We start from the raw sequence: 15,663 nt of genomic DNA on the forward strand, positions 1-15,663 counted from the left end.
ACTTATTTTTTACGTTTACTTATTTTGAGATTTCGTTTGCTACAATTTTACCCGATATGATGGATGGAGGCACTCCAGGTCCAGGAACAGTTAATTGACCTGTATAGAATAAGTTTTTTAATTTTTGGTTTCTTATTTTTGGTTTCAAAACAGCAGTTTGATTTAGTGTATTCGCTAATCCGTATGCATTACCAGCATAGGCGTTATAATCTGAACTAAAATCACTAACACAATAACTTCTTTTATATTCAATCATAGAAACCAAATCGTTTACACCAATTTGTTTTCCGAGTCTAGAAAGCATTTCTGCCAGATATTTTTCTCGAACAGCTTCTTCATCGTTTATTCCGGTTGCCAAAGGCATCAAGAGAAATAAGTTTTCTTTGCCTTTTGGTGCCACATTATCATCAGTTTTTGAAGGACAACAAACATAGAACAATGGTTTTTCTGGCCATTTTTTATCTTCATAAATACAATCGATATGATCGTCCAAGTCATTTTCGAAGAAAAGTGTATGATGTTTTAAATTGGGAAGCGTTTGGTTGATTCCTAAATAATAAATCAAACTTGAAGGCGCAAATGTTTTACTTTCCCAATATGCTTCTGTATAATTACGATGTTCTTTATTTAAAAGCGTTTCTGTATGATGATAATCTGAAGATGCAATTATGGTATCAAATTCATGAATATTTCCATTGATTGTTAAAGATTTAACTTTATCTTTTTCTGTATTTATATTTTCAATTGTGTGATTAAAATGAAAAATAACACCTTGTTTTTCAGCAACATTTTTCATTGCTAAAACCAATTGATAAAATCCTCCTTTTGGATAATGTGTGCCCAAAGCATAACCACCATAATTCATCAAACTATATAATGCCGGAATGTTTTTTGGAGAAGCGCCTAAAAATATGACAGGAAATTCCATCAATGTTCTCAGTTTTTCATTCTTGAAATATTTGCCTACATAACTTCTGAAATTTGATAATAAATCTAATTTTAATACATTTTTAGCTATTTTAGGAGAAATAAATTCAGACCAATTGTGGCAAGGTTTGTTCACGAAATCTTGCATTCCAACTTCATATTTGAACTTAGCAGATTTCATGAATTTATCTAATTGTAAACCTGCACCTTCTTCGGTTTCTTCAAATAAAATTTTTAAATCGGATAAATTTTCAGGTACAGCAATTTTTTCATCCTCAAAAATCATTTCGAACTGAGGGTTTAGTGAAATTAATTCAAAAAAATCAGCAGTTTTATACCCGAAATCAGTAAAAAAATTTTCTATAATATCTGGCATCCAATACCAACTTGGGCCCATGTCAAAAACAAAACCTTCGTCTGTTGTAAATTGTCTTGCTCTTCCTCCAGGTTGATTATGTTTTTCAAAAACATGTACTTCATGTCCATCTTTTGCAGCATAAGCGGCAGCAGATATACCAGAGAAACCTGAACCTATTATTGCTACTTTTTTTGTCATTTCAGCTAATTAATTTCCTCTATATGTAGAATATCCGAATGGAGATATTGTGATGGGTACATGAAAATGTTCTTGACCTTTAATAGAAAAAACGACTTCTACAAAGGGATAAAAACTGTCTACTTTTTTCTTTTCAAAATAAGGGTAGGTTTCAAATGTTAGTTTATAAATTCCATCATTATCCATTTTTGCGTAAGGTAAAAAATCAGTTACTCTTCCGTTTTTGTCCGTTTTATGCGTGCTAACAATTGTCCACGACTTGTCTTTATTCATTTTATGTAATGTTATCGAAACATCTGGTGCGGCAGTTCCTGTAGAAATATCAAGTATGTGACTAGATAATTGATACGATTTTGTTTGTGCAAACGAAATTGATGTAAATAGGAAAAAACTAAGGATATAAATTATATTTTTCATGATGTTGTTATTTTATATTTTTAGAAGCTACAGTTAATAAGTCTTCTGGTTCAATATTCATATTATAAATTGGTTGATGGAAATTGTCAAGTTTTTGAAGTAATCTGATTAATTCCATCTTTTCATTTTGTGTTAAATCACCACTAACAACTTCAGTTGCTTTTCTAATTTTATTCATTTGATTGTCTAAAACTTCAATGCCTTTCTTGTTGATTTTTATAACTTTACTTCTTTTATCAACTTCGGAATCGGTTTGATCAATCCAATCTTTTGCAATCAAACGATTAATAATTTGCATTCCGACAGGTTTTTCATGCACATTTTTTTTAATCAAATCCATTTTAGACATTTCTCCAAATGCTTTTAAATTTATTAGATAAATAAAATCTTCTTGTGAAGTAAAATCTGAGTCGAAAATTGCGGACCTAGAATATGTCTTCGCATATCTGTTCATGTGAACGAGCAATGTACTTATGACACTTTCTGGACTTCGATTATTTTCTTTTCCGCTCCAATTAGGCTCGTTTGCTTCATTAATATTATTATTCGATACAATCCAAGTTTTGAAATCATCAATAGAAACTTCAGATTTATTTAAACTTTGGTTTTCAAATTCTTCTATTAAATCAATTACATTTTTGATTAATTTAAAATTCATTCTACAAATATTAGTATACAAATATACTTTATTAAATTAAAATAAGTATTATTTTATACTAAAATTTATATTAAAATTTGAAAAATATATTAGAGGATTTTTTAAATAAAAACAATTAGTAGCTGATTTTTAAATAGATATATTTATTTTGGTTAGAAGAAATGTATCTAAAATTGAAGTCGTTTTGAATTAGATAATTTAGTTTTTAGTACTATTCTGAACTATTTATGAAAACTATAATTCGAAAATTAGTTTTTTTCTGTAATCATCTTATATATTAAAATAGCGATTTAAGCCTAAACTTTAACCGCTATTATATTAACAAAATATCTAGAAATCCTCATACAAATAAGTACTTACAGTATTATAATTACTACTGTATTTATGTTTATAGTTTTATGATTTCACCATCTTCAGGAATAATTAGTTTATCATCAGTTATTTGTAATACTTCAGCTTTATTCTTTAAAATAGTTCTAGTTGTAAAGCAATGGTCTAATGCGTCCATATGAACAGCTATTATTTTTGCTTTTCCACTTGCACCTATTAAAGCCATTGTTTGGTCTTCATCTAAAATAATTGGAATATTACCGAAGCTTCTTAACATTGCGCCACCAGAATTAACAATAATATAGTCTGGATTAAACTTTTTGATAACGTTTAAAATATTTTCTGTTAGTACCGTATCTCCAACAAGATACACAGTAGGTTGGTTTTTTGCCTGTAATACAAAACCAGAAGTTTCACCCATCTGTTTAAGAACCTCACCAGTACCATGTTGTCCATCTACACGAGTAATTTTAATATCATTCCATACTTTTTCATCTTCCAAAACGGTTGCATTTATAAAACCTTCTTTTTTAAAGAAACCCTTATCTGCAGGTTGTATAATTAATTCTGTTAATTTGTTAAGTGCTAAACTTGCTGGTTTATCAAAATGATCCTCATGCGTATGCGTTACAATAACTAAATCTACATCTTTAACAATTTCTTCTACAGGCATTTTCAATTCAACTGTTGGATTTTTTGCGATTCCAGCCCAAGAATCTATAGCTCCTTTTGGAGATAACATTGGATCTATCAGTATCTTTTTACCTGCATAATCTATAACTAATGTAGCATTTCTAACCAACTGTAATTTTGCTTCGTTTGATTTTATTTGGCCAAAAGACAAGATAGAAGACAGTGTAAATACCATCATTAAAACAACTTTTTTCATACTATTTTATTCTTTAATTAATAGTACAAATTTCAGTATTTAAGTCTGCTTATTAAATACCATTATGTAGTTAATAGATGTCATTTTGATAACTAGTAAATTTATTTTTACATTTTATTTTTAATATTATCGAAACAATTCGCCTTTGCTAAAATTTGCTTTGAGGTGTTTTATAGAATTTAAAAATATAAAAAAGACAGACTTAATAATTTTAAGTCTGTCTTTTTTATGAAAATTTCTATCTTTTTAATTCAATATAAGAAAACTGTAATACAGTAATATTGTACATCGTCTGCTTTAACTATTTTTCCGTGATTTCTTAATCTCTCGATACCGCGTCATCATCAAAAGAATTAAGACCTACCGTTTTGATAATCTATTAAAAATTCAGTGGTTGTTATACCTGTCTGATTTTTAAAAAAACGCATCAAGTGATTTGGTTCTGAAAAATTTAATTCGAATGCAATTTCATAAACTGTCATTTCTGAATGGATGAGAAAATTCTTAATTTCGAAAAGCAAACGCTGTTTAAGCAAATGAGTAGCAGTAACATTAAAATGTGCTTTAACTGCTTTGTTTAGTGTAATTCGGCTCACATTTAGCTGATCCGTATAAAATTTAATTCTTTGTTGTGTCTTAATGTGTTTTTCTAAAAGTTGTTTAAACAGAAAAGCATAATTGCCTTCGTTTTTTTCTAATGAAAGTTGATATTGTTCTGCGTATTGTCTATTTAATTTTTGTAATAAATAATAAACCAATGAACGAATAATATGTACACTATCTGGTTTTGTAGTATACAATTCAGTTTTAATTTCTGTAAGTAGTTCACAATATTTTGCAATAATTTCAGCTGTGGCTATAAAATATAATGGACATTCTAACTGATAAAAGTAAAGCAAACGGTAAGTGAATAATTTATCTGCAAAAAAATCATTCATAAATTCTTCTTGAAATACGAGAATAGTAAAATCATTACTATCGCCTTCTAATTTCCATTGTCGTTTTTGAAATGGTGAAATAAAAACAATAATATTATTCGAAATTTCAATCCGTTGTTGATTTAAAATCAAGCTTCCTTTCCCTTTTTTGAATATAATAATTTCAAAATAATCTGTATTATATGCTTCTGAATTAATATAATTATCCTTAATTCCTTCAGAAGACAATACGTTTAGAAGAAAGTCTACACCACATTCTGTTTTATGAAATTTAATTATTTTCATTGCTATTTATTATTCTTAAGCTTATCTTTTTTATTTTAAAACAGACCAACTAATAACACAATCAAGATATGAAAAATACACTTTATATTATCAATTAAATATTAATCAAATTATTTTGTTGTTGTTATTCCAAGTTCAGTTATAGCAGCAGATTTTGCTATTAAATCGTCATTTTCTGGACTTCCTCCTCCAGATACACCAATACTACCAATGATATTTCCTTTGTACCAAATCGGAACTCCTCCGCTAAGTAGCAATAATTCTGGCAAACTATTTAAGTTTTTTGTGTCTAGATTAGCATCTGCATTTCGCAACAATTCTAGAGTAGGAGTTTTTGTAGATAAAGCAGTAAAAGCTTTTCTTCTAGATGCTTCGGTATTGTGAGGACCAACTTGATCGCCGCGTGTTATCAAAATAGTAGTTCCAGAAGCATCTAGAATTGCTATGGATACGTTTTTGTGAAAAGAATTTGCAGTTTGGTTCGCACGTTTCGTTAACTCAAAGGCTGCATCTAGTGTTAAATTATCAACTGATTTCACATAATTGTCAATTGAAGGTTTCGATTTTTTTATTTCAATATTATTTTGACCATAACTAAAAGTTGAAAGAGTCATCATAAATAAGAATATAGTTTTCATGAAAAATTATTTTCGATAAAGTTAGTCCATGTATCATCATAAATAGTTGACCTATGTTAACGATTTAATAGGCGTGGAGGTAATAATTAACGAAAATCATTTTCTATTAATCAGCTTTTTTTATAAAGCTTAATAATATTTATTGATTTTAAGTATCATGCTTGAGCGTTAATATTATCATAAATCATTTTTTGTCCATTTTATTAACAATAAATTTGCAAAAAATATAATTTTGAGAAAGTATATAAGTGTAATGTTTTTAGTTGCGATTGTTGCAACTACTTTCGGACAGGGGAAAAATAATAAAGGTAAATTTTATATTTATTGGGGATGGAATCACGCGCAATATACAAAATCGGATATTCAATTTAAAGGTGATAATTACGATTTTACATTAGATAATGTAGTGGCACACGACCGTCAAACATCATTTGGATTAAAATATTTTAACCCAAGTAAAATGACAATTCCACAATATAATTTTAGATTAGGTTACTTTGTTTCGGACAATTGGAATATATCTTTTGGTATTGATCACATGAAATATGTAATGGATCAAGATCAAGTTGTAAAAATGAATGGAAACATCAATACAGGTTCTGAGTTTGATGGTACGTATAATAATCAAGACATGAAATTAACAGATGATTTCTTAACTTTTGAGCATACAGACGGTTTAAACTATGCAAATTTAGAAGTTCGTCGTTTTGATAATATTTTACATTTACCAATTACAAAAAACGGAAAAGGAATTGATGTTAACGTAACAGAAGGTATTGGAGCAGGGATTTTGTATCCACGTTCTAACGTAAAATTAATGGGTAACGAGCGTTATGATGAATTTCATTTAGCTGGTTTTGCAACCGCGGCAATGGTTGGTATTAACTTTACATTCTGGGATTATTTCTTTGTACAAGCCGAATTAAAAGGTGGTTTTGCAAATCTTAGCGACATTCGTACAACAGAAAATAAAGCAGATAAAGCAAAACAGAATATTGTCTTCTCTCAACAAAACATTGTTTTTGGAGCAATCATTCCAGTTTTTACTCATAAAAATAAGTTAAACTTTTAATTAACTCATTAAAATTAAAATAATTAGCCTAATTTTAAGAATCGATTAGACGTTTTAAAAAATTATTGGCGGAGACATCATTTATCTACAAATTGTAATAAGTGATGTCTTTTTTTATGCTCAAAATTTTCATTTACTCGACAAAGAATCCTATTTTTACAACAATTTCGAACAAAATTAACATGAATAGATTTACTATACTGGTCGCAAGTATTTTGATGACGACAACAGCAATGGGACAAAAAGTAATGACGCCTGAGTTATTATGGCAGGTAAAAAAAGTTTCTCCAATTGGAGTTACAAAAGATCAAAAGAATTTGATTTATAAAGTAACTTCAACTAACGTGAAAACGCAAGAAGATACATCTAAAACATTTATGATTTCTTTGGCAGGTGGTAAAGCTGCTGAAATTACAGATTATAAAATACTTTTGGCTGATGAATCTTTAAATAAAGATCAAAAATACAAAGCAGAAACGGAGAAAGTAAAACTTCAAAAAGTTTTTGGATCAGATTATTATCCGGAAATGGATAAATCAAATGTTCAGATTTATAATGAATTAAATTATAGACATTGGGACACTTGGAATGATGGAAATTTTGATCATTTATTGGTTTCAGAAAACAAAGAAAATTCAACTAAAATTGATGTTCTAAAAGATGAACCATATAGCGTTTCCGAATTTGTTTGGGCGCCAGATGGTAAAAAAGTATTGTATGTTTCGAAAAAGAAATTTGGTACAGATTGGGCTTTAAGCACAAATACAGACATTTTTCAGTATGATTTAGATACAAAGCAAACAACCAATATTACCGAAGGAAAAATGGGCTACGACAATACGCCAAGTTTTTCTACGCAAGGAGATTTTGCTTTTTTAAGTATGGAGCGTGATGGTTATGAAGCTGATAAAAATGACTTAATTGTTCGTCGCGGAACTGTAGAATTAAATCTTACAAAACATTGGGATGGTACTGTACAAGGTTATAAATGGAGTAATGACGGAAACAAAATTTACTTTAATGCGCCTGTAGGAGGAACAATTCAATTATTTGAAGTTGATGTTAACTTCAAAATGAAGAAAATGCCAACAATCAAACAACTTACAAAAGGTGATTTTGATATTGCTGATATCAAAGAAATTGTAGGAGGTAAGGCGATTGTAACAAAAACAGATATTAACCATGCTGCAGAAATTTATGTAGTCGATTTAAAATCTGGTGCGTTAACACAAATCACAAACGAAAACAAAGCTATTTTTGATAACATTGCGTTGAGTGATGTAAAAGCAAGAACAATCAAAACAACAGATGGTAAAGATATGTTGGCTTGGGTGGTTTATCCTCCAAATTTTGATCCAACTAAAAAATATCCAACATTATTATATTGTCAAGGTGGACCACAATCTGCTTTAACACAATTTTATTCTCCACGTTGGAATTTACAATTAATGGCTGCAGAAGGTTACATTGTAATTGCACCAAACCGTAGAGGAATGCCAGGACATGGAGTAGAATGGAACGAGCAAATTTCGAAAGATTGGGGTGGACAAGTAATGAAAGATTATTTATCTGCGATTGATGATATTTCGAAAGAATCTTATGTAGATAAAGATCGTCGTGGCGCTGTTGGTGCTTCTTACGGAGGATATTCTGTGTATTATTTAGCAGGAATTCACGAAGGTCGTTTTAAATCATTTATTGCACATAATGGTGTTTTTGATTTAAAATCGATGTACGGAACAACAGAAGAAATTTTCTTCACAAATTGGGACGCAGGTGGTGCTTGGTGGGATACAAACAACAAAGCAGCGCAAAAAACGTATTCGCAATTTGACCCAAGTAGTCCAGCATTGGTTAACAAATGGAAAACGCCTATGTTAATTTATGTTGGTGGTCACGATTTCCGCGTGCCAATGGGACAAGGACAAGAAGCGTATCAAATTTTACAATTGAAAGGAATTAAATCTAGATTCATTTATTTTCCAGAAGAAAATCACTGGGTTTTAGGACCTCAAAATTCTATTATTTGGCACACAGAATTCTTTAAATGGTTAAAAGAAACCTTATAAATAATTAATAACCAAAATATAAAAGTGCAACTTGTAAAAAGTTGCACTTTTTTTATTTCTTTGAGTATCAATGCTAATAATCAATAATAGAAATGCATTAATTTTTTAAATTTTGTAGAGTAGAATAATCGTTGTAAATTCATAAACGGAAGTCAAAACCAATTTATGAGTAAGGATAATAACAAAATATATTTTTCGAATAGCCCATTTGCAAACGGTCATAAAGTAATAGATTTTGTTTGGAGCGCTCGCTTAGATAAAAAATTCAATCTTTGGATGGATTTTCATTTAGAGACCGATAAATACGATGAAGAAGAGGAGTACAAAGATGCTTTAGATGAGATTGATGACATTTCGCAAGAAAATGCAGAACGCTCTTTATGGATAAATTATGATCATTGTATCATATCAAGTACATATTGGCACAATAAAGGAATAAAGATTGAAAATGATTCAAAATTAGATTTTGCAGATCTTAATCAAAAAACATTCGAAGTAGATCCAATTCCTGTTGATTTTGACCACGAAGAAGAATTAGCTTTCGGAATTTCGATGTTAGGAAACGACACAGTTGCGCAACACGAAATTACGTTTTTAGATAGCGAAGAATTTGGTGTTTTTGACATCAAATGGAAAGGTAAAATTGCCAATACATATTTAGGCGAAACAGAATTTAATTACGATTTTTATGTTTACATGAAGAACATAAAATTTAACGGAATTAAGATTGATTCATCTTTAGAAAAAGATAAAGTAATCGAGTTTTTTAAAACTAAATTAGTTCATTTTGATGATTTCGAATTGATTGAAACCGATGATTTAGAGTTAGAAGATTACATCTTAAAAATCAGAAAACAAGAAGATTAAATAACAGTTTGTTATAATTTATATTCAACTTCAAGAGCAATCTTGGGAAAAGTTTATTTGCGTATGAATAAGAAGATGATTGAGGAATGTCATGAAGAAAAAATTCAATATTTTAACGAGATTCAACCATTTGGATACTTGATTGGAATTGATATTTCGACGCTCAAAATTGAATTTGTTTCTGATAATATTTCACTTCTTTTTTTTGAAAATGCAGTTAATTTAATCGGTAAAAAAATAACAGATTATTTAGCAATTGATATAGATTTCGATAAAATATTATCTTTAGATGAAGGCGAATTTGATCGTGATTCTATTCAAATTAATTCGCAAACATATCATCTTACAACCTACCATAATTCGCAAATAATTTATCTCGAATTAGAGAATTTAATTGTTGTAGAAAATCGTTCATCTTATCACTATGATTCCGAACAATTGCTGTATACAAAGTCAATTGAGGATAATTGGACGTTATTAATTAATTCGATAAAAGGATTAATTGGTTATGATCGCGTGATGATTTATCAGTTTTTAGAAGACAATAGCGGAGTTGTTGTTGCTGAAAATGTAGATGCAGGTATGGATTCGTACTTAGGATTACGTTTTCCAGAATTTGATATTCCAAAACAAGCCCGTTTGTTGTATATCAAGAAGAAAAGCCGCATGGTTGCTGATATTGATGAGGAAAGAATTGGTGTAATAAGTCGGGATAATAAACCTGTCGATTTAACATATACCTCGATTAGAGCTTTTTCTTCAGCGCATTTAGAATATTTACGAAATGCAAAAGCGTTTGGTAGTTTTTCAGTTTCTATTGTGATAAATGACCGCCTTTGGGGATTGGTTGCGTGTCAAAATTCGACACCAAAATATATTCCAAATCAGGTTAGATTACAAGCAGAATTGTTAACTAGACTTGCGCGTTTAACCTATGTTAACTTTAAATCGAATGAAAGATTGCAGTTCCAAAATCATTTTAATGAAATTGCGATGCGTCTTAAAGAAAATTTGTTGGTAGAAGACAGTTTACAAAACTCTATTCACAACAATATTCACGAAATTCAAGATTTAACTGATGCAGACGGAATTGCGTTAGTAGCGCATGAAAATATATTTACGCACGGAAATACACCAGAAATTGAGGAGATTTTTAGAATTAAAAAATGGGCAAAAGAGAATGAAATAACGACTTTATTTTGTTCAAATTCATTTTTAATTGATTACGAAGAAATGCTTAATTTAACATCGGCTTCGGCTGGAGTGATGTTTTCTTTTTTAGATCAACATTATCAACATTTTATAATTTGGTTTAAAAAAGAGGAAATTTACAATGTAAATTGGGCTGGAAAACCAACTAAATTTGAGAATACAAAAATTATTGATGAGGTAGAAACTTTGTATTTTTCTCCACGTAAATCTTTTCAAATTTGGGAGCAAGAAATTGGTCGAAAGTCTTTTGTTTGGAAAGAAAAAGAAATTTTTGTAGCCAAAGAAGTGTTGAAATTAATTGTAGAAACACTTCATATTCAATCATTCAAAATTCATAGTTTGTATGAGCAATTACAAGAAATTAATGAAGAATTAGATTCGTTTTCATACACAATTTCCCACGATTTACGTACACCATTAACCGTGATGAAATTGAATTGTCAGATTTTACAAAGAACTTTAGGCGACACTGAAATGAAAGCTGATCGATTGAAAAGTGTGATTTCTGAAATTGATAGAATGACAGAAATGATGCAAGAAATTTTGACTTTAAGTAAAGCTAAAAAATCTGAAATTATTTTAAAAGAGATAGAAACTCGTCCAATAATTGATAAAATTGTACAAGATGTTTTGATGTATTATAGTGCAGAAGAAACGAATGTAGAAATTGAGAATATTGAGCATGTTTTTGCAGATAAAACAATGGTTTTCGAGGTTTTTCAGAATGTTATTGGGAATGCAGTTAAATATTCTTCAACTCAAGAATTTCCAAAAGTTTCGATAAAATCAGAGATTGTAGATGATCAAGTTATTTACCAAATTTCAGATAATGGAATTGGAATTAAAAAAGATGATCACGATAAGATGTTTAAACTTTTTAGTAGAATGTCCAATACTGGGAATATACAAGGAAATGGCGTTGGTTTATCGATTGCGCTTCGAATGATGAATCGTATGGATGGTGATATAAATTTTGAAAGTAAAGAAGGAGAAGGAACGACTTTTGTATTAAGTTTTAAAAAACCGTAACTATGTTATCAAACTATTTAAAAGAGAAAACAGCAAATTATCATAACGAAATTGAAACTAAATTAGAATCAAATAAATTGTTTGATGGCACTTTTTCTGATGGAAATTATTATAAAATGTTGCAAGTAAATCATCAGTTTTTAAAGGTTTATGAAAACGCAATTAAAAACTTTTTGACAACCAAAGATATAGATGTTTTAGCGCAAACAAATTTTGATAAAACAGCTTTAATTGAAAAGGATTTACAAGAACTTAATTTGAATAATTTAACATTCGAAACAGAAGCTAATCTTAGTAATAGAGCTGAAGCGTTTGGTGCTTTGTATGTGATAGAAGGATCGATGTTAGGCGGAAATGTAATTGCGAAAACGCTTAAAAAATACCCGAATTTAGAACATAAAAGTTTCAATTATTTTGGACATTATGGCGAAAATTTAGGTCAAAGCTGGAAAACTTTCTTGGCTTATATTAATGAAGAATTTACAACTGAAGAAGAATTAAATCAAGTATTTGAAGGAGCTAAAAAAGCTTACGAAGATTTGATAAGTTTTGCTTAGAATTATAAAAAATATATACATAAAAAAGCCTCACAAATCGTGAGGCTTTTTTTGATTTTATGTAAAATGAATTTACTTTTTATTGTCTTGTAATCTTACATAAGAGTTAATCTAAAAAAATTGAGAAAATAATAAATCACTAATTTTTGATCTTATATTAATGTAGAATATCTTCAAATCTTCCTAAATTTGGAACATGAAAAAATTAGTACTTAGTTTATTTTCTGTACTTGTATTGGCAGGTTCTGTTACTACAAATGCGCAAGAAATCGAAAATCAAATTGTGGTAGAAAATCGTGTAAATGATCCGAAGCAGTTTGATAAACCTTATGTTATTTTAATTTCTGCAGATGGTTTTCGTTATGATTATGCGAAAAAATATGAAGCAACAAATTTGCTGAATTTTGCTAAAAGTGGAATAGAAGCAAAGGCAATGTATCCATCTTTTCCTTCAATTACTTTTCCAAATCATTATACAATTGTAACAGGAATGTATCCTATTCATCACGGTTTGGTAGGAAATTCTATGTTAGATGTTGCAACTGGCGAACGTTATTCTTTGGGAAATGCAAAAGCGGTTACAAATGCGAAATGGTACGGAGGAACGCCAATTTGGAATCTTGCAGAAAAAAATAAAATGATTTCTGCTTGTTATTATTGGCCAGGTTCAGAAGCGCCGATTAACGGTATTTTACCAACTTATTCGTACAAATATTCTGAAAAATCGCCTATTGATTTTCGTATTCAACAAGTGGTAAATTGGTTAGAATTACCCGAAGACAAACGACCACATTTGATTACATTTTATTTTCCAGAAGTAGATCATGCCGGACATTCTTTTGGACCAGATTCTCAAGAAACGAAAGAAGCCGTTCATTTTATCGATCAATCAATCAAAAAATTGAATGATGAAGTTGCTAAAACAGGACTTAATGTCAATTTTGTTTTTGTATCCGATCATGGTATGACGAGAATTGATGATGAAAATCCATTAAAATTACCAATCAAAATTGATGACACAAAAGTGCAAGTGGTTTACAACGGTTCTTACGTTAGTTTATTTATAAAAGACAAAACAGATGTTGACTCGGTATATAATCAATTAAAAGTAGTTAAAACCAATCAATTTGAGGTATATAAAACGACAGATGTTCCAGCAAAATATAATTTTAATGCAAAAGATGATCGTTTAGGTAGAATTGGAGAAATTATTTTGATTGCGCATGCACCAAATTATTTTTCAAATCATACTGCTCCAAAAGGTTCGCACGGATTTTTTGTAAAAGAAACACCAGAAATGAAAGCGACTTTTATGGCTTGGGGACCAAATTTTAAGAGTGGAAAAGTGATTAAACCATTCGAAAATATACAGATTTATCCAATGTTAGCAAAAATATTAGGTTTGCCAATTGAGGATAAAATTGATGGAAATAATCAATTAGCCAATAAAATTTTGAAGAAATAAATTACATAAAATTAAAAAAAGGTGAGTAGAAATACTCACCTTTTATATTTGAAAAATAACGAATGTTATGATTTCTTAAAATTTATATTTGATATAATAATTGCAAATATAATAACCGCTATTCCTGCCCATTGTATTGCTAATACCTGTTCTTGTAAAACGATAAATGCAAGGGTTACAGAAACGGGTAATTCTAATGATGATACAATACTTCCTAAACCTAAACCTGTGTGCGGAAATCCTTTGTTTAGTAGGATAGGAGGTAATACTGTTCCGAATAAAGAAAGCATTAATCCCCATGTATAAAATATGCTCCAATTAAATGGATGAATACCGGTTACATCATCCGAAAAGTTTTTGTATAAACTTAATAATCCATCAAAATAATATGGACCAATTTGACTAAGAAATACAAATATTGCAACTACAATTCCACCTCCGTACAACATCCACAAACTTTTTTTGTAAGCTGGTAAATAATTTGCCATACTGTTTGATGTAAACATTGTTGTGGTAAAAGAGCAAGCAGCTAAAAATCCCCAGAATAAACCTTTTCCGTTTAATTCTGCATCTTGGTTAATTAAATTTGTAGCCAATACAGTTCCAAATAATACGAGAACCATAGCGATTAATTTTTTAGCCGAAGGGAATTTTCTACTCAATACACTTTCTACTAAAATACTAATCCAAACTGTTTGCATCAAAAGCACAATTGCAATTGAAACATTGATGTATTGTACCGCCAAATAATAAAACAAACTTGTAAAGCCTAAAGAAGTTCCTGCAACAATTAATTTTTTCTTGTCTTGAGGTTTAACTTCGGGTAAGTTTTTATTTTTTTGATGCATGATAAAATTAATGACCAATAAAGCCAAAATTCCTAAAACAAACTGCGAAGCTGTAACTTCTGCAGTCGTGTAGCCTTGGTCGTAAGCAACTTTAACAAAAGTGGCAAGCATTCCGTAGAAACTTGCGCCCATTGCAACGAACAAAACACCCTTCAACATATTTTTATTTTCCATATTATTTTCCATAAAAAAGGCTTGATTCATTTTCAATCAAGCCGTGCAAGTTAATCTATTTTTTAGGAACTAAAAAAGCCCATTTATTTCAGCCTCTATCTTATTAAAAATAGAACCTAAATCTTCTTTATTTTCAACAAAATCTAAATTGTCAACGTCAATTACTAACACTTTTCCTTCTTTGTAATTCGAAATCCATTTATCATATTTATCATTTAATCGGCTTAAATAATCAATACTAATTGAGTTTTCGTAATCACGACCACGTTTCTGAATTTGAGCAACCAAAGTAGGAATAGAAGCTTTTAAATAGATTAATAAATCTGGAGCTTCTACAAAACTTGTCATTAAATTAAAAACGCGCAAATAGTTGTTGTAGTCACGTGTAGACAAAAGTCCCATATCATTTAGATTGCTCGCAAAAATATGCGCATCCTCATAAATAGTACGGTCTTGGATAATATTTTTACCACTTTCTCTGATTTCTTTAACCTGATTGAAACGGCTTCCTAAGAAATAAATCTGAAGATTAAAAGCCCATTTCTCCATATCATTATAAAAATCATCTAGATAAGGGTTTGTTTCAACATCTTCAAACTGAGCTGTCCAGTTATATTGTTTTGCTAAAAGATTTGTTAGAGTAGTTTTACCTGCTCCAATATTTCCGGCGATGGCGATATGCATTTTTCCAATTATTTTAACGTCTGCAAATATACACAACCTAAAATTTCA

General features: G+C 29.7%; 14 protein-coding genes. 6 read left to right on the forward strand and 8 right to left on the reverse strand.

The features are described 5' to 3' along the window. Positions 1–19 precede the first annotated feature (19 nt). The 6 genes from BM072_RS13855 to BM072_RS13880 form a co-directional block, all read right to left on the reverse strand. Positions 20–1,483, reverse strand: a complete 1,464-nt coding sequence (locus BM072_RS13855) for a phytoene desaturase family protein (protein WP_092909714.1) — start codon at positions 1,481–1,483, stop codon at positions 20–22. Between the two features lie 9 nt (positions 1,484–1,492). After that, a complete protein-coding gene (uraH, locus tag BM072_RS13860; RefSeq protein WP_092909717.1) occupies positions 1,493–1,900 on the reverse strand; it encodes a hydroxyisourate hydrolase in 408 nt (135 codons plus the stop codon). Between the two features lie 7 nt (positions 1,901–1,907). Beyond that, positions 1,908–2,558, reverse strand: a complete 651-nt coding sequence (locus BM072_RS13865; RefSeq protein WP_092909721.1) for a MarR family winged helix-turn-helix transcriptional regulator — start codon at positions 2,556–2,558, stop codon at positions 1,908–1,910. A 388-nt stretch (positions 2,559–2,946) separates the two neighbouring features. Continuing rightward, on the reverse strand, positions 2,947–3,759 hold the full coding sequence (locus tag BM072_RS13870) for an MBL fold metallo-hydrolase (RefSeq protein WP_221405178.1): 813 nt from the start codon (positions 3,757–3,759) through the stop codon (positions 2,947–2,949). Between the two features lie 371 nt (positions 3,760–4,130). After that, positions 4,131–5,000, reverse strand: coding sequence for an AraC family transcriptional regulator (locus BM072_RS13875; protein ID WP_092909729.1), 870 nt, complete (start codon positions 4,998–5,000; stop codon positions 4,131–4,133). A 110-nt stretch (positions 5,001–5,110) separates the two neighbouring features. Next, positions 5,111–5,638, reverse strand: a complete 528-nt coding sequence (locus tag BM072_RS13880) for a heme-binding protein (protein WP_092909732.1) — start codon at positions 5,636–5,638, stop codon at positions 5,111–5,113. A gap of 253 nt (positions 5,639–5,891) precedes the next feature. Here BM072_RS13880 and BM072_RS13885 point away from each other — a divergent pair, with 253 nt between their 5' ends. The 6 genes from BM072_RS13885 (at position 5,892) to BM072_RS13910 (ending at position 13,909) form a co-directional block, all read left to right on the forward strand. Then, complete coding sequence (locus BM072_RS13885) at positions 5,892–6,710, forward strand: hypothetical protein (RefSeq protein WP_092909735.1); 819 nt, start codon at positions 5,892–5,894, stop codon at positions 6,708–6,710. A 182-nt stretch (positions 6,711–6,892) separates the two neighbouring features. Further along, positions 6,893–8,779 carry a S9 family peptidase gene (locus tag BM072_RS13890; protein WP_177190324.1) on the forward strand — a complete coding sequence of 629 codons (1,887 nt, stop codon included), beginning with the start codon at positions 6,893–6,895 and terminating at the stop codon, positions 8,777–8,779. Positions 8,780–8,944: 165 nt separating this feature from the next. After that, positions 8,945–9,646 carry a hypothetical protein gene (locus BM072_RS13895; protein WP_092909745.1) on the forward strand — a complete coding sequence of 234 codons (702 nt, stop codon included), beginning with the start codon at positions 8,945–8,947 and terminating at the stop codon, positions 9,644–9,646. 63 nt (positions 9,647–9,709) lie between these two features. Next, complete coding sequence (locus BM072_RS13900) at positions 9,710–11,887, forward strand: ATP-binding protein (RefSeq protein ID WP_143080491.1); 2,178 nt, start codon at positions 9,710–9,712, stop codon at positions 11,885–11,887. 2 nt (positions 11,888–11,889) lie between these two features. Continuing rightward, a complete protein-coding gene (locus BM072_RS13905; RefSeq protein ID WP_092909753.1) occupies positions 11,890–12,444 on the forward strand; it encodes a biliverdin-producing heme oxygenase in 555 nt (184 codons plus the stop codon). Between the two features lie 196 nt (positions 12,445–12,640). Next, complete coding sequence (locus BM072_RS13910) at positions 12,641–13,909, forward strand: alkaline phosphatase family protein (RefSeq protein ID WP_092909756.1); 1,269 nt, start codon at positions 12,641–12,643, stop codon at positions 13,907–13,909. Between the two features lie 65 nt (positions 13,910–13,974). On the opposite strand, the gene BM072_RS13915 is transcribed toward BM072_RS13910, so the two are convergent. Together BM072_RS13915 and BM072_RS13920 are read right to left on the reverse strand one after the other, a co-directional pair. Beyond that, entirely contained in the window at positions 13,975–14,931 is a 957-nt protein-coding gene (locus tag BM072_RS13915; protein ID WP_092909904.1) for a DMT family transporter, read from the reverse strand. 69 nt (positions 14,932–15,000) lie between these two features. Then, a complete protein-coding gene (locus BM072_RS13920; RefSeq protein WP_092909760.1) occupies positions 15,001–15,615 on the reverse strand; it encodes a deoxynucleoside kinase in 615 nt (204 codons plus the stop codon). Positions 15,616–15,663 lie beyond the last annotated feature (48 nt).

The organism is Algoriella xinjiangensis, assembly GCF_900115015.1.
GTDB classification, from domain to species: Bacteria; Bacteroidota; Bacteroidia; order Flavobacteriales; family Weeksellaceae; genus Empedobacter; species Empedobacter xinjiangensis.